General features: G+C 72.4%; 21 protein-coding genes. 9 read left to right on the top strand and 12 right to left on the bottom strand.

The genetic code is table 11. From position 1 onward, the window contains the following. The first annotated feature begins 52 nt into the window (after positions 1–52). From EXE59_RS18390 to EXE59_RS18380, 3 genes are read left to right on the top strand one after another with little or no spacing between them, the layout of a single operon-like run. Positions 53–1,255 (top strand): SHOCT domain-containing protein, encoded by a 1,203-nt coding sequence (locus tag EXE59_RS18390; protein WP_135840197.1) that lies wholly within the window; start codon positions 53–55, stop codon positions 1,253–1,255. A 30-nt stretch (positions 1,256–1,285) separates the two neighbouring features. Beyond that, positions 1,286–2,557, top strand: a complete 1,272-nt coding sequence (locus tag EXE59_RS18385; RefSeq protein ID WP_135840196.1) for a TFIIB-type zinc ribbon-containing protein — start codon at positions 1,286–1,288, stop codon at positions 2,555–2,557. Further along, entirely contained in the window at positions 2,554–2,829 is a 276-nt protein-coding gene (locus EXE59_RS18380; RefSeq protein ID WP_135840195.1) for a hypothetical protein, read from the top strand. Before EXE59_RS18385 ends, EXE59_RS18380 begins: the two co-directional genes overlap by 4 nt. A 30-nt stretch (positions 2,830–2,859) precedes the next feature. Here the strand turns inward: EXE59_RS18380 and EXE59_RS18375 are convergent, their stop codons facing one another. The 5 genes from EXE59_RS18375 to EXE59_RS18355 all read right to left on the bottom strand — a co-directional run bounded on the left by EXE59_RS18375 (position 2,860) and on the right by EXE59_RS18355 (position 10,970). After that, positions 2,860–4,260 carry a metallopeptidase TldD-related protein gene (locus tag EXE59_RS18375; RefSeq protein WP_135840194.1) on the bottom strand — a complete coding sequence of 467 codons (1,401 nt, stop codon included), beginning with the start codon at positions 4,258–4,260 and terminating at the stop codon, positions 2,860–2,862. Further along, positions 4,260–5,780 (bottom strand): TldD/PmbA family protein, encoded by a 1,521-nt coding sequence (locus tag EXE59_RS18370; protein WP_135840193.1) that lies wholly within the window; start codon positions 5,778–5,780, stop codon positions 4,260–4,262. Before EXE59_RS18370 ends, EXE59_RS18375 begins: the two co-directional genes overlap by 1 nt. Before the next feature lie 70 nt (positions 5,781–5,850). Beyond that, positions 5,851–8,886 (bottom strand): AAA family ATPase, encoded by a 3,036-nt coding sequence (locus EXE59_RS18365; RefSeq protein WP_135840192.1) that lies wholly within the window; start codon positions 8,884–8,886, stop codon positions 5,851–5,853. Then, positions 8,883–10,073 (bottom strand): exonuclease SbcCD subunit D, encoded by a 1,191-nt coding sequence (locus EXE59_RS18360; protein ID WP_135840191.1) that lies wholly within the window; start codon positions 10,071–10,073, stop codon positions 8,883–8,885. The genes EXE59_RS18365 and EXE59_RS18360 overlap by 4 nt, the downstream gene beginning before the upstream one ends. Before the next feature lie 75 nt (positions 10,074–10,148). After that, positions 10,149–10,970: a formate dehydrogenase accessory sulfurtransferase FdhD gene (locus EXE59_RS18355; RefSeq protein ID WP_135841391.1), complete on the bottom strand. Its 822-nt coding sequence runs from the start codon at positions 10,968–10,970 to the stop codon at positions 10,149–10,151. Positions 10,971–11,150: 180 nt separating this feature from the next. Between EXE59_RS18355 and EXE59_RS23925 the strand changes: the two genes are divergently transcribed. Continuing rightward, positions 11,151–11,294 (top strand): hypothetical protein, encoded by a 144-nt coding sequence (locus tag EXE59_RS23925; protein WP_168218589.1) that lies wholly within the window; start codon positions 11,151–11,153, stop codon positions 11,292–11,294. Positions 11,295–11,340: 46 nt separating this feature from the next. Next, positions 11,341–11,787, top strand: coding sequence for an OsmC family protein (locus tag EXE59_RS18350; protein WP_135840190.1), 447 nt, complete (start codon positions 11,341–11,343; stop codon positions 11,785–11,787). Here EXE59_RS18350 and EXE59_RS18345 read toward each other — a convergent pair. Both EXE59_RS18345 and EXE59_RS18340 read right to left on the bottom strand, forming a co-directional pair. Continuing rightward, positions 11,774–12,475 carry a peptidylprolyl isomerase gene (locus tag EXE59_RS18345; protein ID WP_135840189.1) on the bottom strand — a complete coding sequence of 234 codons (702 nt, stop codon included), beginning with the start codon at positions 12,473–12,475 and terminating at the stop codon, positions 11,774–11,776. The genes EXE59_RS18350 and EXE59_RS18345 overlap by 14 nt on opposite strands. 25 nt (positions 12,476–12,500) lie before the next feature. Beyond that, on the bottom strand, positions 12,501–13,340 hold the full coding sequence (locus tag EXE59_RS18340; protein WP_135840188.1) for an aldo/keto reductase: 840 nt from the start codon (positions 13,338–13,340) through the stop codon (positions 12,501–12,503). Positions 13,341–13,537: 197 nt separating this feature from the next. Here EXE59_RS18340 and EXE59_RS23920 point away from each other — a divergent pair, with 197 nt between their 5' ends. The 3 genes from EXE59_RS23920 to EXE59_RS18325 all read left to right on the top strand — a co-directional run bounded on the left by EXE59_RS23920 (position 13,538) and on the right by EXE59_RS18325 (position 15,311). Continuing rightward, positions 13,538–13,993, top strand: a complete 456-nt coding sequence (locus EXE59_RS23920; RefSeq protein ID WP_168218588.1) for a hypothetical protein — start codon at positions 13,538–13,540, stop codon at positions 13,991–13,993. Next, positions 13,993–14,307, top strand: a complete 315-nt coding sequence (locus EXE59_RS18330; protein ID WP_135840187.1) for a transcriptional regulator — start codon at positions 13,993–13,995, stop codon at positions 14,305–14,307. Before EXE59_RS23920 ends, EXE59_RS18330 begins: the two co-directional genes overlap by 1 nt. A gap of 242 nt (positions 14,308–14,549) precedes the next feature. After that, positions 14,550–15,311 carry a neutral zinc metallopeptidase gene (locus tag EXE59_RS18325; protein WP_135840186.1) on the top strand — a complete coding sequence of 254 codons (762 nt, stop codon included), beginning with the start codon at positions 14,550–14,552 and terminating at the stop codon, positions 15,309–15,311. Positions 15,312–15,339: 28 nt separating this feature from the next. On the opposite strand, the gene EXE59_RS18320 is transcribed toward EXE59_RS18325, so the two are convergent. Beyond that, positions 15,340–15,783: a PaaI family thioesterase gene (locus EXE59_RS18320; RefSeq protein WP_210429064.1), complete on the bottom strand. Its 444-nt coding sequence runs from the start codon at positions 15,781–15,783 to the stop codon at positions 15,340–15,342. 64 nt (positions 15,784–15,847) lie between these two features. On the opposite strand from EXE59_RS18320, the gene helR reads away from it, so the two are divergent. After that, positions 15,848–18,058 (top strand): RNA polymerase recycling motor ATPase HelR, encoded by a 2,211-nt coding sequence (gene helR / locus EXE59_RS18315; RefSeq protein WP_135840184.1) that lies wholly within the window; start codon positions 15,848–15,850, stop codon positions 18,056–18,058. A gap of 3 nt (positions 18,059–18,061) precedes the next feature. Here helR and mmuM read toward each other — a convergent pair whose 3' ends face one another. From mmuM to EXE59_RS18300, 4 genes are all read right to left on the bottom strand, one after another. Further along, a complete protein-coding gene (gene mmuM, locus EXE59_RS18310; RefSeq protein ID WP_135840183.1) occupies positions 18,062–18,976 on the bottom strand; it encodes a homocysteine S-methyltransferase in 915 nt (304 codons plus the stop codon). Positions 18,977–19,022: 46 nt separating this feature from the next. Further along, a complete protein-coding gene (locus EXE59_RS23915; RefSeq protein ID WP_168218587.1) occupies positions 19,023–19,181 on the bottom strand; it encodes a hypothetical protein in 159 nt (52 codons plus the stop codon). Between the two features lie 101 nt (positions 19,182–19,282). Then, entirely contained in the window at positions 19,283–19,984 is a 702-nt protein-coding gene (locus tag EXE59_RS18305; RefSeq protein ID WP_135840182.1) for an alpha/beta fold hydrolase, read from the bottom strand. Then, positions 19,984–22,392, bottom strand: coding sequence for an ATP-binding cassette domain-containing protein (locus EXE59_RS18300; RefSeq protein WP_135841390.1), 2,409 nt, complete (start codon positions 22,390–22,392; stop codon positions 19,984–19,986). Before EXE59_RS18300 ends, EXE59_RS18305 begins: the two co-directional genes overlap by 1 nt. Positions 22,393–22,502 lie beyond the last annotated feature (110 nt).

The following is a 22,502-nucleotide window of genomic DNA, read 5'->3' as shown; positions in this document are numbered from 1 at the left end:
GTCGTGCGGGCGGACCCGCCCCGCACCTTGACCCCGAGGGATGGGAATCGGCATGGGACTCTTCCAGGCAGTCAGCGGAGCCGTCGGCGGGACGCTCGCTGACCAGTGGCTCGACTTCTTCGGTGTGCCGGAGGGGCTCCCCGCCACGGCCGCGCTGTTCCCGGCGGTCCGCAAGGGCGAGAACGCCGGGCGTGGCTCCAACGACGGCGCCTCGGACGGCGTGATCACCAACGGCTCCAAGATCGTGGTGCCGGAGGGGTACGGACTCGTCCTGATCGAGGACGGCGCGTTCACCGGGTTCGCCGCCCAGCCCGGCGGCTACGTCTGGGACTCCGACGAGGCGGCGTCGCAGTCGGTGTTCTCCGGCGGAGGGCTCGTCGACTCGATCATCAAGCAGAGCTGGGAGCGCTTCAAGTTCGGCGGCCGACCGGGCTCGCAGCAGACCGCGGTCTTCGTCGCGCTCAAGGAGCTGCCCAACAACAAGTTCGGCACCCAGTCGGAGATCTACTGGGACGACGCGTTCCTCAACACGCAGGTCGGCGCGATCACCCGCGGCACCTACACCCTCAAGATCACCGACCCGCTCACCTTCATCCGCAACTTCGTGTCCGCGAGCGTGATCGACGGCAAGGGGATCTTCGACTTCACCGACCTCGACAACCCGGCCGGCGAGCAGCTGTTCAACGAGGTCGTCGGGTCGCTTGCCCCCGCCTTCTCGATGTACACCAACGATCCTGCCAAGGGGAACCGGATCAGCCGGCTCCAGCAGGACTCCGTGGGGTTCGCCCAGTCGCTGTCGGCGGCGGTGGAGGAGAACTACCGCTGGCGCACCGACCGCGGGCTCGAGATCGCCAAGACGGCCATCATCTCGATCGAGTACGACGAGAACACCCGCGAGCTGCTGAGGAACGTCCAGCGCGCCGACGCCCTCTCCGGGTCCCGCGGCAACTCCAACCTCCAGGCCTCCGTGGCCGCCGGCATCGAGGCGGCCGGCGAGAACGCCGGTCCCGGTGGGCTGGTCGGGATGGGCATGGCCACGGGCGGGATGGGACTCGGCGGGCTCCAGCAGCCGACCCAGCAGCCCGCCGCCGCACCTGCCCCGCAGCCGGCCGCGGCACCTGCCCCGCCGGCCGCGGCCGCGCCTGCCGCCGAGGACCCCGTCGTGGTGCTCAAGCGCGCCAAGGAGATGCTCGACGCCGGCCTGATCACCCAGGAGGACTACGACGCGGCGAAGGCCAAGGCGCTTGGCCTCTGAGGGCGCCGGACCTCTGAGAGGACGTCTGGGATGACGCAGGACGCCACACCACCCGGCGAGGCCCGCGCGCCGCGCGAGTCGCCGTTCGACGGTCCGCCGCTCTCGCTGGAGGAGGAGCTCGCCGCCGCGCGCGCCGATCCGGAGCCCGGCCCCGACATCGACACGGTCAACGAGTCCCTCGCCGACGGCCTCAACCGGTGCCCGAAGTGCGGCTCGACCGACGTCCGGCTGCGCGGGTCGACCGAGATGCTCGTGTGCCTGTTCTGCCGCCACCAGTGGCAGGAGGCGCGCGTCGAGGAGGAGTTCGGGCTCGGCGTGGGGATCGACGACCTCGAGGGGACCGTCGTGGCCGGCGGCGCCGAGGAGATCTCCGGCGACGACGACGTGATCACGATGACGTGCGGTGGGTGCGGGGCCGACGTCGTGGTCGACACCGCGCACGCGATGAACGCGCGGTGCCACTGGTGCCGACACACGCTCAACGTCAACCAGCGCACGCCCAACGGCGCGGTGCCCGACGCGGTGCTGCCGTTCCGGCTGACCCGGGACGAGGCGGTGGAGAAGATCCGCGCGTTCGCCTCCAAGCGGCGCCTCTTCGCGCACCCGCGGTTCAAGAAGGAGTTCGTCCCGGAGAACGTGCTCGGTGTCTACCTGCCCTACCTCGTCATCGACGCCCGCGCGGAGGCGGCGTACGTCGGGCAGGGCGAGGTGCAGACGCGGCGCTGGACCGAGAAGCAGGGCGACAACACGGTCACCTACTACGCCGCCGACGTCTACCGCGTCGACCGCTCGGTCGCGTTCACCGTCGACGACCTGACCGTCGAGGGTGCCGCGGACCGGGCGGACTTCGGCGCCGGCACGACCAACAACATCGTGAACACGATCCTGCCCTTCGACACGAAGAACGCCGTGAAGTGGAACTCCAGCTACCTCGTCGGGTTCACCAGCGAGAAGCGGGACCTCGACGTCGCCGACCTGCAGCCCGTCCTGGAGGACCAGCTGCTCTCCATCGGTCGCTCCCAGGTCCACGACACGCTGGCCGAGTTCGACCGCGGGGTGCGCTGGGAGGCCGAGAAGGTGGACGTCAGGGGCTCGCGATGGGTCTCGATGTACCTGCCGGTGTGGCTCTACTCCTACTACCAGGAGAACACCCGCATGCTGCACTACATCGCGGTGAACGCCCGCACCGGCGAGACGATGGGCAGCGTTCCCGTCTCGCAACCGAGGCTCATCGCCGCGGCACTGACCGTCGGCACGGTGCTCGAGGGCATCGCCGGGTGGATCCTGGTGGCGACGGCATGATCGGCGAGATCCTCTGGGCCACGTCAGGTGACGAAGCGCCGCTGTGGCTCCTGGCCGCCGGCCCGGCCGGCGCGGTGGCGACGTACTGGTCGCTCTACCGCTACTACCGCAACACCGACAAGTCCCACGCCTACGAGCGCGACACCCTGATCTCGGCGCAACCCGTTCAGGGGCATCGCGAGAAGGTGCGCCACATCTCCAGGACCCGCGACTCCGACATCGACGGCGACAACAGCAGCAACCACCGCGAGCGCGTCCAGCGGCTCGAGTGAGGCCCGCTCACGCCACCGGTCGGGCTCCGGTCACACGCCCTGCGACACGCTCGACATGTTGAAGTCCGGGACCCGGAGGGCCGGCGTCGCCGTCCGGGAGAAGTAGTCGTCGCCCCACTCGCGGCTGAAGCTCGGCACCGTGTCGGTCGCGGCCGTGAAGCGGTTGAGCAGGTCGATCGGGCTCTCGTTCCAGCGGAAGTTGTTGGCAGCGCCGACGATCTCGCCGTCCTCGACGACGTAGACGCCGTCGCGGGTGAGCCCGGTGAGGAGCATGGACTGCGGGTCGACCTCGCGGATGTACCACAGGCAGGTCAGCAGCAGGCCGCGCTGCGTCCCCGCCACCAGGTCGTCGACCGTGCCGGCGCCGTCGCCGATCTCGAGGACGAGGTTGTCGATCATCGGGGTCACCGGCTGTCCGGTCATGCCGGCCGAGTGCCGGGTCTGGATGAGGCCGGTGAGGAGGCCGTCGCGGATCCAGTCCGTGCGCTCGAGGGGGAGGCCGTTGTCGAAGACCGAGTCGGTGTTGTCGGAGGCCCCGGTGACCACGAACGGCGCACACTCGAGGCCCGCGTAGGCGGGGTCGGAGAACAGGCTCACCCCGGGCGCGGCGACCTTGTCGCCGATCCGGGTCCCGCCGCCGCGCCGGCTGTAGACGGACTCGCCCTCGTGCGCGACGCGGGCGCCGGCGCCCCAGTAGGCGTCGATCATCAGGTCGGCGACCGACGAGGGCGGCAGGATCGTGTCGTAGCGCCCCGCAGGCAGCTCGACCCGCCGCTCGGCCCAGCCCAGTCGCTGCTTGACGGTCGCGGCCATCGCTGCCGCGTCCACGTCACGGAAGTCCCGCGTCGCACCGCCCGTCCAGGCACTGCGGGTGAGCGCGTCGTCCTTGCCGGTGCAGGCGTAGTGGCCGGTGGGCTGGACGTGACGCAACCGCAGCCCGCGACTGGAGCCGAGGTAGGTCGTGGTGACGTCGTGGTTGACGAAGCCGTAGAGCAGGCGGCGCTCCGCGGTGGCCTCCACGAACGCCTCACCGAGGGCCGGTGCGAAGGCGTCGTAGACGCCGATGTCGGTGGTCTCGGGCTCGAGGTCCCAGTCGGGAGAGGCGACGTCGCCGACGAGCTCGGCGGCGTCCTCGGCGGGCGAGCCGGCGCGGGCAGCGGCGTCAGCGGCCTCGACGATCGCGGTCACCTGCTCGGTCGTGGAGGCGCTGCCGGACACCGATCCGGTCGCCGTCCCGCCGTCGACCGCGACGAAGCTGACCACGGTCACCGACATCTCGGTCATGACGCCGTTGGTGGTGAGCGTGTTGTTGGCCCAGCGCAGGTTGGCGCTGGTCACGTCGCGGACGATGGCGATGCAGTCGTCGGCAGAGGAGGTCGCGAGCGCGTGCTCGACGAGCTGCTGGGCCGTGGTGCGCGCGGAGATCGTCATCAGCGGCCTGCCTCGTCCATGGTGTTGAGGATGTTGACGCCCCGGAAGAGCGCGGTGGGGCAGCCGTGGCTGACGGCCGCGACCTGGCCCGGCTGGGCCTTGCCGCAGTTGAAGGCGCCGCCCAGCAGCCAGGTGTCCTGCCCGCCCACGGCCTCCATGGAGCCCCAGAAGTCGGTCGTGGTGGCCTGGTAGGCCACGTCGCGGAGCATGCCGTCCAGGCGACCGTCGGTGATCTTGTAGAACCGTTGGCCGGTGAACTGGAAGTTGAAGCGCTGCATGTCGATCGACCACGACTTGTCGCCCACGACGTAGATGCCGCGTTCGACCCGCGAGACCAAGTCGTCGGTGCTGAGTCCGTCGGTGCCGGGCACGAGCGACACGTTGGCCATCCGCTGGATCGGGATGTGGCCGGGGGAGTCGGCGTACGCGCAGCCGTTGGAGCGGCCCTCGTTGAGCTCCGGCTTGAGGTGACCCATCGACCGGTCGAGCTGGTAGCCGACGAGCACGCCGTCGCGGACGATGTCCCAGGCCTGCGTCTGCACGCCTTCGTCGTCGTAGCCGACGGTGGCCAGGCCGTGCTCCTGGGTGCGGTCGCCGCGGACGTTCATGACCGGCGAGCCGTACTGGAGCGTGCCGAGCTTGTCGTAGGTCGCGAAGGACGTGCCGGCGTAGTTGGCCTCGTAGCCCAGCGCCCGGTCGAGCTCGGTCGCGTGGCCGATGGACTCGTGGATGGTGAGCCAGAGGTTGGAGGGGTGGACGACGAGGTCGTACGTGCCGGCCTCGACGCTGGGCGCCTTCAGCTTCTCGGCGAGGAGCTCGGGCACCTCCGCGATCTCGGCGTCCCAGTCCCAGTGGCCGTCGGTGAGGTACTCCCAGCCGCGCCCGGCCGGTGGGGCGATGGACGCCATCGAGTCGAAGATCCCGGTCTCGGCGTCCTCGCCGGTGGCCTCGAAGCCCGGCTGGAGGCGTACGCGCTGCTGCGTCGTGCGGGTGCCGGAGAGGTCGGCGTAGTACTTGTTCTCCTGGACCTGCTGGAGGAACGCGGTGGCGTGCGCGACGGCGGAACCGGCACGGAGGCGCTCGGTCCAGTCGACGAGCAGAGCGGACTTGTCGCGGGTGGGCACGTCGAGCGGGTCGACGTCGTAGCCGGAGATCCAGGTGACGTCGTCGTGGACGGGCTCGGGCGCGAGCTCGACGGGCGTGGTGGTCATCGCGGCGGCGACCCTGGCGACCGCGACGGCCGTCTCGGCGACGCGACGCGCCTCCTCGTCGGTGAGGACGACTCCGGAGGCGAACCCCCAGGCGCCCTGGTGGACCACGCGGACGGCGAAACCGAGGTCCTCGGCGTCGCTGGCGGTCTGGAGGACGCCGTCGCGGGCGCCGAGGTACTGGTAGCGGTTGCGCTCGAAACGGAAGTCCGCATGGCTGGCGCCGAGCTCCTGGGCCCGGGAGAGGGCCACCTCGCCGAGCCGGCGGTGCGGCAGGTCGCTGAAGGTCGGGTCGAGCCCGGGCGCACTCATGGGCATGAACCTAGCCGAGCGCGAATCGGGCGTGGGCACGACCTCCCGGGCGGTCCGTGACCGGCGCCGTTCAGGCGAGGGAGAGGGTGGTGTGGCTGCCGGTGCGACCGCGGTGCACCCGCAGCTGGGTGGGGATGCGGGTCTGGAGCTCGGGGACGTGGCTGACCACGCCGACGACGCGACCGCCGTCGCGGAGGGTGTCGAGCGTGTCCATGACGCCCTCGAGCGTCTCGGCGTCGAGCGCACCGAAGCCCTCGTCGACGAACAGGGTCTCGAGGTCGGTGCCGCCGGCCTCGTCGGTGATCACGTCGGCGAGGCCGAGCGCGAGCGCGAGGGACACGACGAACGTCTCGCCGCCCGACAGCGTCGCCGGGTCGCGGTCGTCACCGGTCCAGTCGTCGCGCACCTGGAGGCTCAGGCCGCCGCGCGTCTCCCCTGCGCCGCGCTGCCCCGTGTGGACGAGGGTGTAGCGCTGGTCGCTCATCGTCGACAGCCGGAGGTTGGCGGCGTCGACGACCTGGCCGAGCCGGTGCGCCAGGACGTAGGCGGACAGACGCATCTGGAGCCGGTTGTCGGCGTGCTTGCCCTCGACCATCGCGGCCACGTCGGTGACGAGGTCGAGCTCGGAGAGGACGGGCTGCCACGCGGCGAGCGCCGCCGTCATCTCGCCGGACAGGCTGCGAAGCCGGCGGCCGCGGTCACGCAGGCCCATGTCGCGCTGACGCGCGGCGGCGGCCCGCTCCTTGGCGTGGTGGTGGGCGTGGGCGAGCGCCTCGAGGTCGGGCGGCTCGGCGCCCGCGGAGCGGACGAGGTCCTCGTCGGCCAGGAGCTCGCTCACCCTGGCGACCTCGCGCTCGTGGCGCTCGATCGCGTGGAGCAGTGCGGCGACCTCGGCCTCGCCCAGCCAGGCCGCAGCGGCGGAGGCCGAGGAGTCGAACCCCGCCGTGGCGGCGACCTCGTCGGCCGCGGCCTGGGTGGAGGTCGCGGTGGCGCGGGCGCGCACGAGGTCGGCGGAGAGGTCGGCGTGGCGCTGGGCGAGCGCCTCGACCTGCTGGTGGTGGGCGGTGAGGGCATCGAGGTCAGCCGGGTCGGTCCCGTCCGCCCCGTCGGGGACGACGGCGGCGATCTGGTCGCGCAGGTCGTCGAGCCGGGACACGAGCACCGCCGACTCGGTGTCGTGCGCCCCGAGCGCGGCAGCCAGGTCCTCGCGCTCGCTGACCAGCGCATCCTGCTCGGCCCGGAGCGCGGCGACCCTGGCCACGAGCGGCTCGAGGGTCGCCCCGGCGGCCCGGGCCCCGTCGAGGCGCGCGAGGACGTCCGACTCCTCGACGAGGAGGCGCTCGACGGACTCGCCGGCCTCGGCGAGCGTGGCCGCGAGCCGGGTCTCGAGGCCGCGGACCTGCTGGGCGTGCGCCTCCACCACGACCTCGAGGTCGTCGACCTCGCGACGTGCCTCTCGCTCGGTCGCGTCGTCGGGCGCACCCGGCGCCGGCGAGGCGGGGGAGGGGTGCTCGGCGGAGCCGCACACGGGGCAGCACGCTCCCACGGCGAGCTTGAGCGCGATCTCGGCGGCCATCCCGTCGAGCCGCTGCTCACGGATCTCGACCAGCGTCTCCCTGGCCAGGAGGCGCGCCGACGTGGCCTCGGCCAGCGCGTTCTCGGCCGAGGCCAGCTGTGAGGTGAGGGTCTCGGCGGTGCGCGCGGCCCGGACCCGGCGACGGAGCACCTCGAGGTCCCGCTCGAGCGCCTCGGTCGCCGTCTCGGCCTCGCGTGCGGCCGCGAGGGCCGGCTCGAGCTCGGCGACCTCCCGCGGGACCGCGCCGGCGCGAGCGTCGACCCGCTGCAGCTCCTCGACGGTCGCCGAACGGGCTCGCGTCGTGCGCGCCAGCTGCCGGTGCAGGTCGAGCGCCTGGCGCTGGAGCGGGCGGATCCGTGCGATGTCGGTGAGGGCGCGGGTGGACGCGCGGCCCAGCTCGGCGACGGCCTGGGCGTCGAGAGGCGGGTCGTCGGGAGAAGGGTCGTCGAGCAGGTCGACCAGCGTCGCGAGTGCTGCGGAGCAGTCGCGCTCGAGCCCTGCCACCTCGGCGCGGGACGCGACGGCGAGCTCGTGCAGCGACACGACGGCAGTGGCGCGCTGGGCCTTGTCGGCGCGGCGCTTGCGGCTGGCGTGCTCCTGGGCGGCCGCCTCGACGCTCGCCCAGGCACGGCGGGCGGCTGCGTGGGTGGCACGCAGCCCGGCGAGCTCGATGCCGGCCGCGCTCGCCTCGGCCGCCGCGACCTCGGCGGCCGCAGCGGCGTCGACGACCAGGGCCTGCTCGACCGAGGCGGCGACCGCCGACTCGGTGAGCCCGGTGAGCCAGGGCCCGAGGGAGGTCGGGTCGGTCGGCCAGTCGTCGGGCGGGACGTCACCGCCGACCTCGCTGGTCCTGCTGACGAGGTCGGCGACGGCCCTGCGGTGCTCCTCGGACGTGCGACGGAGCTCGACGCGGCGATCGCGCAGCCACCGCTCCGTACGGTCGAAGCGCCCCGTCTGGAACACCTGCTGGAGCAGCGCGTGACGCTCCTCCGAACGGGCGCGGAGGAAGGCCTGGAACCGACCCTGCGGGAGCATCGCGACCTGGCAGAACTGCGGGAGCGTCATCCCGACCAGCCGGGTCACGAGGTGGCCGGTCTCGTCCAGTCGGGTGCTGAGCGGCTGCCACGGGTCCTGGTCGGGGTCGCCTGCGTCGTCGGTCGTCCCTGGCCGGTGCTCGGAGATCACGACGCGAGCCTGCTCGCTGGTGGTGCCGGTGCCGCGCTTCTTGGGGCGGATCCAGGCCGGCGAGCGGTCGATGCGGAAACGGCGGCCGGAGAGCGTCACCTCGAGCACGACCCGCGGGACGACGCCGGGAGCGGCGTGGTCGGAGCGGAGCCGCTTGGCGACGGCGCGGTCGCCCGGGACGTCGCCGTAGAGGGCGAAGCACACCGCGTCGAGGACGCTGGACTTCCCGGCACCCGTCGGCCCGCTCAGCAGGAACAGGCCGGCGTCGGACAGCGAGTCGAAGTCGATGGAGACGGGGTCGGCGAACGGGCCGAAGGCGACGATCTCGAGGTGGTGCAGCCTCATGTCTCACCGCCCGCGCTCACGGTCGCGGCACCGGTGCGGACCGCGGCGTCCTGCTCGGGGTCGTGGCAGCACGCGTCGATGGCCTGCTGGAGCAGGGCGGACTCGGCCTTGGTCGCCTTCGAGCCGCGCACGTGGCGTACGAAGTCGAGCGCGATCGCGTGGTCGCTGGTGCCCGCGGCAGGACGGGCGGGGGCCCGGCCGTCGCCGGCAGCGCTGGGGAACTGCAGCACGAGGGTGTGCGGGAAGCGGCGGCGCAGCTGCTCCATCGCGCGGGCGGGCCGCCGCGTGTCGGTGAGGGTGACCTGCACCCAGTCGTCCTCGTGCTCGGTGAGCGAGGCGTCGGAGAGGAGGCCCTTGAGGGTTCCGCTGAGTCGCGTGACGCGGCGCGGGACCGGTGCGTCGACCCAGCTCGCCGAGCCGAAGCCCGACGCGCCGAGCTCGACCAGCCACGATCCCTTGACGTGGTCGGCCTCGGAGAAGGAGTAGGCCAGGGGCGAGCCGGAGTAGCGCAGGCCGTCGGACAGCACGTGGCGACCGTGGAGGTGGCCGAGCGCGGTGTAGTCGATGCCGTCGAACACGCTGGTCGCGACGCGCGAGACCCCGCCGACGCTGATGTCGCGCTCGGACTCGGACGGCGTCGCTCCGGCCACGAAGGCGTGGGCGAGGACCACAGACCGGGTGGACGGGGGACGGGCGGCGAGGTCCTTGCGGACCCGGGTCATGGCCTCGGACAAGGCCGCCTCGTGGCTGCGGGACTCGAGGGCCCAGGGCCCGAGGAGCGCGGACGGGTCGAGGTAGGGGAGGGCGTGGATCGCGACCTCGCCGTGGCGGTCGGTGAGCACCACGGGGGTGCCGACCGACGCGCGGTCGGTCCGCACGAAGACCCCTGCGGCGTCCATCAGCCGTGAGCCGAAGCCGAGTCGCTGGGCGCTGTCGTGGTTGCCGCTGCTGACCACGACCCGGGCGCGGGAGGCGGCCAGCCGGGCGAAGGTCTCGTCGGCCAGCGCGACCGCGTCGACGTGGGGGAGCGCGCGGTCGTAGACGTCGCCCGAGACCACGACGACGTCGACCTCCTCCGCGGCGACGACATCGAGGAGGTGATCGACGAACGCAGCCTGGTGGCCCAGGAGGTCCTCGCGGTGGAAGGACCTCCCGAGGTGCCAGTCGGAGGTGTGGAGGATGCGCACGGGTCGACCGTAGATCGCGGCACCGACAGCGTCGGGCCACCACGCCGCCCGAGCACGTCAAGCCTCGGTCAAGGCTCAGGTGTAGCTCACCGAACGACCCGCGGAGGTGAAGCCCCACAGCTCGATGCCGGCCTCGCCGGCCAGGCGCGCGGCCAGGCTGGTCGGCGCACCGACCGCGACGATGGCTCCGATCCCGCTCGCGGCGGCCTTCTGGACCAGCTCGAAGCCGACCCGGCCGCTCAGCACCAGGCACGCCGCGGCGGCCGGCTCGCCGGCCAGCACCCGGGCACCCACCACCTTGTCGACGGCGTTGTGGCGTCCGACGTCCTCGCGCACGACGAGGAGCGTCCCGTCGGCGTCGGCGAGCCCGGCCGCATGGACGCCGCCGGTCCTGGCGAAGAGGACCTGCCGCTCGCGCAGGGCCTCCGGCAGGCGGCGTACGACCTCCGCGCTGGGCCGCGCACCCGGCCACGGCGGCGCGGTACGGGTGGCGAGCGCGTCGGCGACGCTGTCCTTGCCGCACACGCCGCAGGCCGAGGAGCCCGCGGATGCGGCCGGGTGGCGGTGGGGCACGTCGGTGCCGACGGCGAGCGAGACCGTGACGACGTTGAGCTCCTGGTCCGGCGTCAGGTCGGCGTCGGTGCAGTAGGCGACCTGCGTCACCGCGCCGGGTGCGGCCAGGCCCTCGTTGACCAGCCAGCCCGCGGCGAGCTCGAAGTCGTGACCGGGGGTGCGCATGGTGACCCAGGCGCGGCGGGGCTCGAGCCCGGCAGCACGGACGCGGATCTCCAGCGGCTCCTCGGTGACGAGCCGGTCCTCGCGGGCCACCTCGGCGTCCGTGGTGTGCTCCACGACGCGGGTGCGGACCGAGGGCCCGGGCCGTCGCGCTCGTTGCATCGTCACCCGACGACCCTAGCCCTCCGGGCCACGCGCCTGGTGGCCGAGATCACTCCGTCCGTGATGCGTGGCGGGCGGCCGCGCGTCCCTAGGATGTAAGAGCCGCTCAGGAGCGGCTACATCTTACATACAGCACGCTCACCACGCGAGGGCCGGACGCCCTCGGAAGGACTGACCCCCATGAACCCGCAGCTGCACCTCGCCATCAGCCTCGTTGACGCGCGAGCACGGTCGACCGAGGACCGGGCACTCCTGCGCAACGTGGAGATCGCCCGTCGCGAGGAGCGCCGCGCCCGTCGCGCGTCGCGTCGCGCGGCTCGCTGACCCTCGCGGGGTCCGGCCGCCGTACGGCTCTGGCAGGGTGGTCGTCATGACCGACGACACCCCGGACCAGGACCTGCGCAGCGTCGAGATCGCCCGGATCGGCCCGGCCCGCTTCAAGGCGACCAACGCCAGGGGAGGAGAGACCTTCTTCGGCACCGGGGGAGAGGACCCCGACTTCACCCCGGTCGAGCTGCTGCTGGCCGCGATCGCCGGCTGCAGCGCGCTGGACGTGGAGGCGATCACGCACAAGCGCACGTCGAGCACGACGTTCGACGTGCACGCCGAGGGCCGCAAGGTCCGTGACGAGGGCGGCAACCACCTGACGGGGCTGCGGGTCTCGTTCGACGTCGCCTTCCCGGACGGCCCTGACGGCGACGCTGCCCGGGAGCGGGTCCAGTCGGCGATCGAGATGTCGCGCGACCGCCTGTGCAGCGTCTCGCGGACGGTGCAGCTCGGCGAGGACGTGGTCTACGAGCCGGTCAGCCGACCGTGACCTCCTCGATGGTCACGTCCTTGTTGGGCGCGCCGCCGCCGGCCGGGTTGGAGTTGTCGTTTCCCTCGGCGGCGATGGCGTCGATGACCTCGAGGCCGGCCTCGTCGATCGTGCCGAAGACGGTGTAGCTCGGCGGCAACTGCGAGTCGCGGAAGACCAGGAAGAACTGGGAGCCGTTGGTGTCGGGGCCGGCGTTGGCCATGGCGAGCGTGCCGGCCGGGTAGGTCTCGTCGCCGCTGAGCTCGTCGGCGAACGAGTAGCCGGCACCGCCCGAGCCGGTGCCCGTCGGGTCGCCGCACTGGAGGATGCCGAAGCCGTCCTTGTCGCCGATGCGCGGGCACGGGGTGTCGTCGTAGAACCCCTGCTCGGCCAGCGACACGAACGAGTTCACCGTGCACGGCGTGGTGGCGGCGTCGAGGGTGAGACCGATGTCGCCGAAGTTGGTGGTCATCGTCGCGGTGACGGTGCCCTCGGCCGGGGCCTCGGCGTCGGGGGCCTCGACCTCACGGGCCGGCTCCTGGCCGTCCTCGGGGTAGTCGCAGGTGATGGTCTCGCCAGCGGCGGTCGGCTCGCTCGACGTCTCCGACGAGGGGTCCGAGGCGCTGTCCGCGCCGTCACCCTCGTTGCCGCAGGCGGACAGGACGAGGACGGACAGGCAGGCGGCCACGGTGGCGAGTCGCTTCAGCATGCCGGTGATGGTAGCCAGCGCCGGTTCACATCTCCTCGTGGGTGTCGGGGTCGCCGCCGAAGAGACGCCCGTCGGGCTCGGCGAGCCCGGACACGGCAGCGACCTCCGCCTCGGTGAGCTCGAAGCCGAAGACGTCGAGGTTCTGCGCCTGCCGCACGGGGTCCGCCGACTTGGGGATGGGCAGCGAGCCGAGCTGCACGTGCCAGCGCAGGATGACCTGGCCGGGGGAGACGCCGTGCGTGTCCGCGGCCGCGGTGACGGCGTCCTCGTCGAGCGGGGCGCGGCGCTTGCCCATGGGGCTCCACGCCTCGGTGCGGATGCCGAGCCGCTCGTGCACCCGGCGCAGCTCCTCCTGGGGGAACCGCGGGTGCAGCTCGACCTGGTTGACGGCCGGCGCGACGCCGGTGTCGTCGATGATCCGGGCGAGGTGCTCCTCGGTGAAGTTGGAGACGCCGATCGAGCGTACGAGCCCGTCCTTCTGGAGCTGCACGAGCGCGCGCCACGCCTCGACGTACCTGCCCTGGCTCGGGTTGGGCCAGTGGATGAGGTGCAGGTCGGTCTGCTCGACGCCCAGCCGCTGCAGCGACCCGCGCACGGACGCGATGGCGTCGTCGTACGCGTGGTGCCGGCCCGGGATCTTGCTGGCGACGAGGACCTCGTCGCGGGGGAGCCCGGAGCGGCGGAGCGCCTCGCCGACCTCGAACTCGTTCTCGTAGTTCACCGCGGTGTCGATGAGCCGGTAGCCGGTCTCCAGCGCGGACACGATCGCGCTCGTCCCGGCCTCGCCGCGCAGGGGATAGGTGCCGAAGCCGATCGCGGGGATGGTCGTGCCGTCGTTGAGGTCGTAGGTCGGGATGTCAGCCATGGGACCAACGTAGGCGCAGGAACGTCAGTGCGCTCCCACCGGTGACGACACACTTGCCAAAGTGGAAAGTACAGACGATACTTTCCACTATGGAAAGTGACGCCTCGCCCAGCCGGCCCCACGACGCGTATGACGACCTCGCGGCAGCCGACCGCGCGCGAGAACGATTGAGCGGTCACCTGCAGCTGCCCAGGGGCATGCGCCCGGCCCTTGCGTGCGCCGTTGCCGTCCAGATCGCCACGGCGGGGGTCGGGCTCGCCGAGCAGACGACCGTGGGGGCGGGCCTGATGGTCGCCGGCCTGCTGGTGCTTGCCGCGGTCGCGGGATGGTTCCTCCACCGGTTCCGCCAGCTGAACGGTGTGCGGGTGAGCGGCCTCACCGGCCGCGTCGTGCTCGGCACCGGCGCCACGTCGAGCCTTTCCTACGTGGTCGCCCTGGCGGGGTCGACGTGGGCCGCGTCCGCGTCGCAGTGGGCGCTGGTGGGCGTCGCTGCCGTCGCGGGGGGAGCGGGATGGGCGCTCGGGGCGAGCCAGTGGTGGGCTGCCTACCGCGGCGACCCGGCGGCACACGCGCAGGGCCCCTCGCGGCACGTGTTGACCGTCCTCGCGATGGCGGCCTGCCTGGGCCTCGTCGTCCTGGTGGTCGTGGGCTGATGCCGGGCCTCGACCCCCTGATCCATCCACCGACCAGGCTTCAGCTCATGTCCGCGTTGACGGCGGTGGCCGATGCCGAGTTCTCCACGTTGCGGGCAGCCCTGGGGGTGAGCGACTCGGTGCTGTCCAAGCAGATCTCCGCGCTGGTGGGTGCGGGCTACGTCCGCAGCCGCAAGGGAAGCCACGAGGGTCGGCGCACGACGTGGGTCGGACTGACCGACCTGGGCCACCGGGCGCTCCGCGAGCACGTCGCGGCCCTGCGCGACCTGATCGAGGTCGTCGACCGACCGGCGGGGACGAACCACACGAAGTGACATAATGTCAGTTATCGGCGACATATTCACGCCGGGCCGCCCTCTCGGTGACCGCTCCGCCAGATCATGGAGCTTCCGGGTCATGTGGTGGCTCGGGAGCTCCACGACGTCGAACCGGTCGTCAGTGCCCCCTCGCCAGGCAACCGCAGTGTCATGGCCAGTCGAAGGTGGCCAGGCGGGCCTCAGCGACACTTCAGTGCGCCGTCGCATGCTGCGGGTCCCGACGACCTACGGAGGCCACCATGATCACCATCCGCCAACACACGATCCGCCAGCACACGATCGCGCTCGCCGCGGCCGTGCTCAGCCTCACCGCGCTCAGTGCGTGCGACGAGGCGTCCGGCTCCGGATCGACGACCGGGACGAGTCCGACCTCCCCGACGTCTCCGACGTCCTCGAGCACCCCCACGTCGGAGGTGACCCCTGCGAGCACCGGCGTCACGATCGAGGAGCTCGCCGACGACATGCGGACTGCCGAGGAGGTGGTCGATGCGTTCTGGGCCACCCACTGGTCGGAGTACTTCACCGGCGACTACAGCCCACCGACCGTGGTCGGGCTCTATGACGGGAACGACACCAGCGCCCCCTGGTGCGGGGACGAGCCGCTCGGACCGGGCAACGCCTTCTACTGCCCGGCTGAGGACTTCGTGGCGTGGGACGCCGGGCTGATGCTGCGTGGTGCCGAGCTCGGTGACGCATGGGTCTACCTCGTGATTGCCCACGAATGGGGTCACGCGATCCAGGCCCGGCTGTCGCCGGAGCTCCAGGCTGCGGCCTCAGAGCCGCAGGCCGACTGCCTGGCCGGCGCTGCGCTCTACGGTGCCGCGGCGGACGGCCGCCTGACGATGGAGGAGGGCGACGAGAAGGAGATCGTGGAGTCGTTGTCGGCGCTCGCCGACGAGCTCGCGTGGACCACCACCGCCGACCACGGGGACGCGTTCGAGCGCATCGACAGCTTCGATGCTGGTCGGCTCGGCGGGGTCACGGCGTGCCTGCCCGAATGAGGCGGCGGACCTGCCGTCCGGCAACCGATCACCCCAGGCGCCGGACCTGGTAGGTCCCGATGGTCGACGCCACGACCTCGCCCCGGGCGTCGGTCAGGGTCGCCTCGAGCACGAACTCCCCCTTGCCCGTCGCCAACGCGTCCGCCCTGACCCGCGCGACCTCCGCGTCGGACAGGGACGCGGTGGCGCGTACGACGCCCAGCGCGGGTCGCCGGAACCGGATCGTCGACTCCTTGACGAGCGGCACGAACCCGGCGAGCTCGCCCTCGAGGTCGAAGGTGGCCAGGCTGAGGACACCACCGAGCATCTCGGCGACGCTGTAGAGCGAGCCGGCGTAGGTCACCCCGAAGTGGTTCACGTTGGGCTCCGGTGGCAGCTCGGCGACCGCGTGACCCGCGGTGGCCTCGAGGACGCGTACGCCCATCGCGTCGAGGATCGGGACGGAGGAGGCGAACTGCGCGGCTTCCTCCACTCTCAACGTATAGGCCATCGGGGGGCTTGCCGCAAGGCCCCGGTCACCGCTCACACTGCACGGCGTGACGCCGCACCGACAGCCACAGGACACCGCACCGTTCGCCCTCGACGACGCCCACGCCGCCAAGGCCGACCCCGCCCTCATCGACACCGACCGTGACCACTTCCGCGCCATCGGCGCGAGCCTCGAGCAGGCCATCGCCGAGCTCGAGTCGAGCCTCGCCGCGACTCGTCGGGCGACCGCGCGCCACGGCACGGCCGCACTGGAGCGCGACCAGGAGGTGCACCGGCTGTCCGCCCGGCTGCGCGCGCTGCACCGCTACGACCTCGACCTGTGCCTCGGCCGGATCGTGCACGCTGACCGCGTCGAGCCGACGTACGTCGGTCGCTTCGGCCTGGCTGCGCCTGACGGACGACGTCTGCTCGTCGACTGGCGCTCGCCGGCCGCCGAACCCTTCTTCGCCGCGACCCACGCCCACCCCCAGGGCCTGGTGAGCCGTCGCCGGTACCGCTGGGTCGATGGCCGGATCGTGGACTATTGGGACGAGGCGTTCACCGAGGAGGCGTTGAGCCACACGGCCGCGCTCGACGACCAGTCGGCGTTCATCGCGACGCTCGGCGGGAGCCGTACGCCTCGCATGCGCGACGTGCTCGGCACGATCCAGGCCGACCAGGACGAGATCGTCCGCGCCGGGTCGCAGGGGGCGCTCGTCGTCGACGGAGGGCCCGGGACGGGAAAGACCGTCGTCGCGCTCCACCGCACGGCCTACCTGCTGTACGCCGACCCGCGGCTGGGGCACCGTAGCGGGGGCGTGCTGTTCGTCGGGCCCCACGAGCCCTACCTGGCCTACGTGGGCGACGTGCTGCCGAGCCTCGGCGAGGAGGGGGTGCGGACCTGCACGGTGCGCGACCTCGTCCCCGAGGCGCCGGCTGCCCGACCCGAGGACGACGACCGCGTCGCCGCGCTCAAGGCCGACCTGCGGATGGTGGCGGCGATCGAGCCGGCGGTGGCGATCTACGAGGAGCCGCCCGCCGAGTCGTACCTCGTCGAGACGCCGTGGGCGGACGTCCGGATCACGGTCGCGGAGTGGGCCGAGGCCTTCGACTCCCCCGACCCCGGCACCCCGCACAACCTCGCGCGCGACGACGTCTGGGACGCCGTCCTGACGATCCTGGTCGACAAGTCAGCCGACGTGGTCGAGGACATCTCCCCCGACCAGCTCCGCAGCGTGCTCGACCGCCACGCCGGGCTGCGCGACGTCGTCGACCGGGCCTGGCCGCTGGTCGAGCACACCGACCTCGTCGGCGACCTCTGGACGGTCCCCGCCTACCTGCGCCACTGCGCGCCGTGGCTGGAGCCCGACGACCTGCGCGCGCTGCGGCGCAGCGACCCCGAGGCATGGACGTACGCCGACCTGCCGCTGCTCGACGCCGCACGGCTGCGCCTGGGCGACCCCGAGGCCTCGCGCCGCCGGCGGCGCACGGAGGCCGCCGAGGCCCGCGAGCGCGCCCGGATGGGCGAGGTGATCGACGACCTGCGCACCACGGCACGGGAGGGCGGCGCCGACGACTTCGGGGACGGGCTGGTGTCGATGCTGGTGCACGACGACCTCCGCACGGCGCTGGTCGACGAGGGTGCGCTGCCGGCGGCGGACCTCGACGGGCTGGCGGGTCCCTTCGCGCACGTCGTCGTCGACGAGGCGCAGGAGCTCACCGACGCCGAGTGGCAGATGCTGCTGCGCCGCTGCCCGTCGCGGAGCTTCACGATCGTCGGCGACCGGGCACAGGCCCGGCACGGGTTCACAGAGTCGTGGACCGAGCGGCTGGCGCGCATCGGGCTGCCGGACGCGACCGTCGCACCCCTGACGATCAACTACCGCACGCCTGCCGAGGTGATGGCCGAGGCCGAGCCGGTCATCCGCGCGGCACTGCCCGGGGCCAACGTGCCGACCTCGATCCGCGAGAGCGGGATCCCGGTGCGCCACTGCCCCGTCGCCGACCTCGAGGTCGTCCTGCGGACCTGGCTCGACGAGCACGTCGAGGGGACGGCAGTGGTGGTCGAGAGGTCTCGTGACGGGCGCCAGGGCGCCATCCTCGACCAGCGGGGGCTGGACAGGGTCCGGTGGCTGGCCCCGGAGCTGGTGAAGGGCCTGGAGTTCGACCTCGTCGTGGTGGTCGACCCCGACTCCTTCGGCGGCGGGGTCGCCGGCGCCGTCGACCGTTACGTGGCGATGACGCGGGCCACGCAACGGCTCGTCGTCCTCAGCGGCTGATCCTCACGTCGTGAGGGTGGCGCGCAGCGACGCGATGTCGTCGGGGCCGACCCGACAGCACCCGCCGACCAGGCGTGCGCCTGCTGAGACCCAAGCGGACACCTCCTCGGCGTCGAAGGCCGAGGCCCCCTCCCAGGCCCGGCTGACCGCGTTCCACGACTGGCCCGAGTTGGGATAGACGACCGCTGGGCCGTACGCCCCCGCCAGGTGGACGGCCGCGCCCGCGTCGGCCGGGGTCGTGCAGTTGACGCCGACGGCGAGGACCTCGGAGACGTCGGCCGCCATCGCGAAGGCGTCCTCCAGCGGCTCCCCGGCGCGCGTACGGCCGTCCGCGGCCGACAGCGACAGCCACGCGGGCACGCCCGTGCCGTCGAGCTCGGCCAGGACCGCCTCCACCTCCGCGAGGCACGGGACGGTCTCGACCGCCAGCACGTCGGCACCCTCGCCGACCATCGCCGCGAGGACGTCGAGCCGCGGCCGGTGGAAGGCACGCAGCCCCGCGACGTCGAGGTCGTAGTCGCCGCGGTACTCCGAGCCGTCGGCCAGCACCGCGCCGTACGGGCCGACCGAGGCCGCCACCCAGCCCTCGGGTGCCATGGCGTCGCGGGCCGCAGCGGCCAGCTCGACGCTGCGCCGCAGCAGGGCCTCGACCTCGTTGGGATCGACGCCCGCGGCGCCGAAGCCCTCGAACGAGACCTGGTAGGACGCGGTGGTCGCCACCTCTGCGCCGGCGGAGAAGAACTCGCGGTGCGCGGCCTCGATCGCGCGCGGGTCGTCGCGAAGGAGCCGGGCCGACCACAGGTGGCTCGACAGGTCGTGGCCGTGCTGCTCCAGCAGCGTGGCCAGCCCGCCGTCGAGGACGACGGGACGGAAGGCGGGACCGCGAGCGATCAGCTCGCGGAGGTCGCGGCGCGTCATGCTGCGAGTCTGGCACCTGCCAGAGACCCGGGCTCGACCACCCGGGTCACGCCGGCGGCTTGAACCGGCTCACCTCGGCGCGCGACCTCTCCACCAAGTCGTAGCCGCAGTACTCGCAGTACGACTCCGGGGCACCCGCCTTCCCGCACTCCGGGCACCTCGCCACGGAACGTCGCCGGCCGAACAGCCACCGCGGAAGCCTCATCGCGGATCACCTCCTGTCTCGGCACCAGTCCACGTCGGGACGTAACCGGTGTCCAGAGCCATAGGTCCCGTGCGTTGGCGGATCCCCACGACCGCCGCTGGTCAGGCCAGCGCCAGCGCCAGCACGGCGGTCGGGTCCTCGACGTGCGCGTTGTGACCCAGGCCCGGCAGCGTGACCGGATGGGGCGTCAGTTCGGCGAGGTCGGCGCGCGACACCATCGGGTCGTGCTCGCCGCGGGCCAGGACCACCGGGCACGAGACGCCGGCGAGGAGCCCGGCCATGTCGGGGACGCCGACCCCGAACGTGCGGGGGTCCTGCGCGAGCCGCCACCCGCTCCCCTCCCCCACAGCCGCTCGGTCCACGACGGCGTCGTCGACCAGCGCGTCGTCCACGCCGACGAGGCCCGCCAGCCCGGAGACCCGCAGGAAGCGGTCGACGGCCTCTGCCCTCGTGTCGTACGTCGCCACCGGCCGGTCCGCCATCGTCAGCGCGCGGGCGGCGTCCTCCGGTGGCCAGGAGACCTTGACCCCGAGCGCCACGACCCTCTCGACCCGGGCCGGGGCGAGGCGCGCCAGCTCCAGCGCGACGACGCCGCCCATCGAGTGCCCGAGCACGGGCACGGGCGCGTCGAAGCGCTCGAGCAGCTGGAGCAGCGCCTCGGCGTGCGCGGCGAACGAGTAGGTCGTCGCCCATCCCGCCGTCCCGTGGCCCGGCAGGTCAGGAGCCAGTGCCGGCCCTCCGTACGCTGCGGCGGTTCCGCGCCAGACCGCGCCGGTCGCGCCGAGGCCGTGGATCAGCAGCATCAGGCGCCGACGTAGGCAGCGAGGTGCTGGGCGGTCAGCGTCGGGTCCTTCGCCGCCACCATCTCGGCGGGCGGCCCCTCGAAGACGACCGTGCCGCCGTCGTGGCCGGCTCCCGGGCCGAGGTCGATGATCCAGTCGGCGTGCGCCATCACGGCCTGGTGGTGCTCGATGACGATCACCGACTTGCCGGAGTCGACGAGCCGGTCCAGCAGGGCGAGGAGGTTCTCCACGTCGGCGAGGTGCAGGCCCGTGGTGGGCTCGTCGAGGATGTAGACGTCGCCCTTCTCACCCATCTGCGTGGCGAGCTTGAGCCGCTGGCGCTCGCCGCCGGAGAGGGTGGTCAGGGGCTGGCCGAGCGAGAGGTAGCCGAGGCCGACGTCGGCGAGCCGCTCGAGCACCTTCACCGCGGCCGGGATCCTCGCCTCGCCGTCGCTGAACAGCTCGAGGGCGTCCACCACCGACATCTCGTGCACCTCGGCGATGTCCTTGCCGCCGAGGGTGTACTCCAGCACCTCGGCCTTGAAGCGGCGGCCCTCGCACTCCTCGCAGGGCGACTCGACGGTCGCCATCGGGCCGAGCTCGGTGAAGATCACGCCGGCGCCGTTGCAGGTCGAGCACGCACCCTCGGAGTTGGAGCTGAAGAGCGCCGGCTTGACGCCGTTCGCCTTCGCGAAGGCCTTGCGGATCGGCTCGAGCAGACCGGTGTACGTGGCGGGGTTGCTGCGGCGCGAGCCCTTGATCGCGCCCTGGTCGATCACGACGACCTCGTCGCGGCCCGCCAGCGAGCCGTGGATCAGCGAGCTCTTCCCGGACCCCGCCACGCCGGTGACGACGGTCAGCAGCCCGAGCGGCACGTCGACGTCGACGTCCTTGAGGTTGTGCGTCGAGGCCCCGCGCACCTCCATCGCACCCGTCGCCGCGCGTACGGACTCCTTGAGCCGAGCGCGGTCGTCGAGGTGATTGCCGGTGACCGTGTCGCTGGCGCGCAGGCCGTCGACGTCCCCCTCGAAGCAGATCTCGCCGCCGGCGGCACCCGCCGCCGGGCCGATGTCGACGACGTGGTCCGCGATCTGGATCGTCTCGGGCTTGTGCTCGACGACGAGCACCGTGTTGCCCTTGTCGCGCAGCTGCAGGAGGAGGTTGTTCATCCGCTCGATGTCGTGCGGGTGCAGCCCGATGGTGGGCTCGTCGAAGACGTACGTGACGTCGGTCAGCGACGACCCCAGGTGACGGATCATCTTGGTGCGCTGGGCCTCGCCGCCGGACAGGGTGCCTGCGGGCCGGTCGAGCGAGAGGTAGCCCAGACCGATCTCGGAGAACGAGTCGAGCAGGTGCTGCAGCCCCTTCAGCAGCGGTGCCACGGAGGGCTCGTCCAGCTCGCGGACCCAGTCGGCGAGGTCGCTGATCTGCATCTCGCACAGGTCGGCGATCGACCTCCCGCGGATCTTCGACCTCCGCGCCTCGGGCGTGAGCCGCGTGCCCTCGCAGTCGGGGCAGGTCTGGAAGGTCACCGCCCGCTCCACGAAGCGCCGGATGTGGGGCTGCATCGCCTCGGGGTCCTTGGACAGCATCGACTTCTGGATCTGCGGGATGATGCCGTTGAACGTCAGGTTGACGCCCTCGACCTTGATCTTGGTCGGCTCGGCCCACAGCATCGTCTCGAGCTGCTTCTTGGTGAACGACCGGATCGGCTTGTCCATCGGCAGGCCCATGCCCTCGAACAGCCGGCCGTACCACCCGTCCATCGAGTAGCCCGGCACCGTCAGCGCACCGTCCGAGAGCGACTTGTCCTCGTCGTAGAGCGCCGTGCGGTCGATGTCGTTGACCTTGCCCATGCCCTCGCAGCGCGGGCACATGCCACCGAGGTAGACCTCCTGCTTGGCGATGCGACGCTCGGTGCGGCCGCCCTTCTCGGTGGTCATCATCCCGCTGGCCTTGCGGGTCGGGACGTTGAACGAGTACGCCGTCGGCGGCCCGACGTACGGGTCCCCGAGCCTGCTGAAGAGGATCCGCAGCATCGCGTTGGCGTCGGTGGCGGTGCCGACGGTCGAGCGGGGGTTGGCACCCATCCGCTCCTGGTCGACGATGATCGCCGTCGTCAGGCCCTCGAGGTGGTCCACGTCCGGCCGCGACAGGGTCGGCATGAAGCCCTGGACGAACGCGCTGTAGGTCTCGTTGATCAGTCGCTGCGACTCGGCGGCGATCGTGGCGAACACCAGCGAGCTCTTGCCGGACCCGGACACCCCCGTGAAGACGGTCAGGCGCCTCTTGGGCAGCTCGACGCTGACGTTCTTGAGGTTGTTCTCCCGGGCTCCCTCGACGCGGATCAGCGCGTGGTCGTCGGCTGCGTGCCCCGTGCCTGCGGTCCTGCTGCTCGTGGTGCTGGTGGTGGTCGTGCTGCTCGTCATGCTGCTCGTCATGCTGTGCATCTCCTCCCGTGGCGGGGCCATCCTGCCAGTACGACGCGGCCCGGGGCCCGGACGTGACCGACCGCCCCGGTGGATGAGGCAGCCGCTGG

This window comes from Nocardioides eburneiflavus (assembly GCF_004785795.1).
Classification (GTDB): domain Bacteria; phylum Actinomycetota; class Actinomycetes; order Propionibacteriales; family Nocardioidaceae; genus Nocardioides; species Nocardioides eburneiflavus.
Note: the sequence above shows the minus strand (reverse complement) of the source record. Positions and strands in the feature narration are given on the sequence as shown.

What these genes read in the sequence shown, in the direction of transcription:
- EXE59_RS18390 (WP_135840197.1), top strand. Translation starts at nt 53, where the DNA reads ATGGGACTCTTCCAGGCAGTCAGCGGAGCCGTCGGCGGGACGCTCGCT.
- EXE59_RS18385 (WP_135840196.1), top strand. Translation starts at nt 1,286, where the DNA reads ATGACGCAGGACGCCACACCACCCGGCGAGGCCCGCGCGCCGCGCGAG.
- EXE59_RS18380 (WP_135840195.1), top strand. Translation starts at nt 2,554, where the DNA reads ATGATCGGCGAGATCCTCTGGGCCACGTCAGGTGACGAAGCGCCGCTG.
- EXE59_RS18375 (WP_135840194.1), bottom strand. Translation starts at nt 4,260, where the DNA reads ATGACGATCTCCGCGCGCACCACGGCCCAGCAGCTCGTCGAGCACGCG.
- EXE59_RS18370 (WP_135840193.1), bottom strand. Translation starts at nt 5,780, where the DNA reads ATGAGTGCGCCCGGGCTCGACCCGACCTTCAGCGACCTGCCGCACCGC.
- EXE59_RS18365 (WP_135840192.1), bottom strand. Translation starts at nt 8,886, where the DNA reads ATGAGGCTGCACCACCTCGAGATCGTCGCCTTCGGCCCGTTCGCCGAC.
- EXE59_RS18355 (WP_135841391.1), bottom strand. Translation starts at nt 10,970, where the DNA reads ATGCAACGAGCGCGACGGCCCGGGCCCTCGGTCCGCACCCGCGTCGTG.
- EXE59_RS23925 (WP_168218589.1), top strand. Translation starts at nt 11,151, where the DNA reads ATGAACCCGCAGCTGCACCTCGCCATCAGCCTCGTTGACGCGCGAGCA.
- EXE59_RS18350 (WP_135840190.1), top strand. Translation starts at nt 11,341, where the DNA reads ATGACCGACGACACCCCGGACCAGGACCTGCGCAGCGTCGAGATCGCC.
- EXE59_RS18345 (WP_135840189.1), bottom strand. Translation starts at nt 12,475, where the DNA reads ATGCTGAAGCGACTCGCCACCGTGGCCGCCTGCCTGTCCGTCCTCGTC.
- EXE59_RS18340 (WP_135840188.1), bottom strand. Translation starts at nt 13,340, where the DNA reads ATGGCTGACATCCCGACCTACGACCTCAACGACGGCACGACCATCCCC.
- EXE59_RS23920 (WP_168218588.1), top strand. Translation starts at nt 13,538, where the DNA reads ATGCGCCCGGCCCTTGCGTGCGCCGTTGCCGTCCAGATCGCCACGGCG.
- EXE59_RS18330 (WP_135840187.1), top strand. Translation starts at nt 13,993, where the DNA reads ATGCCGGGCCTCGACCCCCTGATCCATCCACCGACCAGGCTTCAGCTC.
- EXE59_RS18325 (WP_135840186.1), top strand. Translation starts at nt 14,550, where the DNA reads ATGATCACCATCCGCCAACACACGATCCGCCAGCACACGATCGCGCTC.
- mmuM (WP_135840183.1), bottom strand. Translation starts at nt 18,976, where the DNA reads ATGACGCGCCGCGACCTCCGCGAGCTGATCGCTCGCGGTCCCGCCTTC.
- EXE59_RS23915 (WP_168218587.1), bottom strand. Translation starts at nt 19,181, where the DNA reads ATGAGGCTTCCGCGGTGGCTGTTCGGCCGGCGACGTTCCGTGGCGAGG.
- EXE59_RS18305 (WP_135840182.1), bottom strand. Translation starts at nt 19,984, where the DNA reads ATGCTGCTGATCCACGGCCTCGGCGCGACCGGCGCGGTCTGGCGCGGA.
- EXE59_RS18300 (WP_135841390.1), bottom strand. Translation starts at nt 22,392, where the DNA reads ATGACGAGCAGCACGACCACCACCAGCACCACGAGCAGCAGGACCGCA.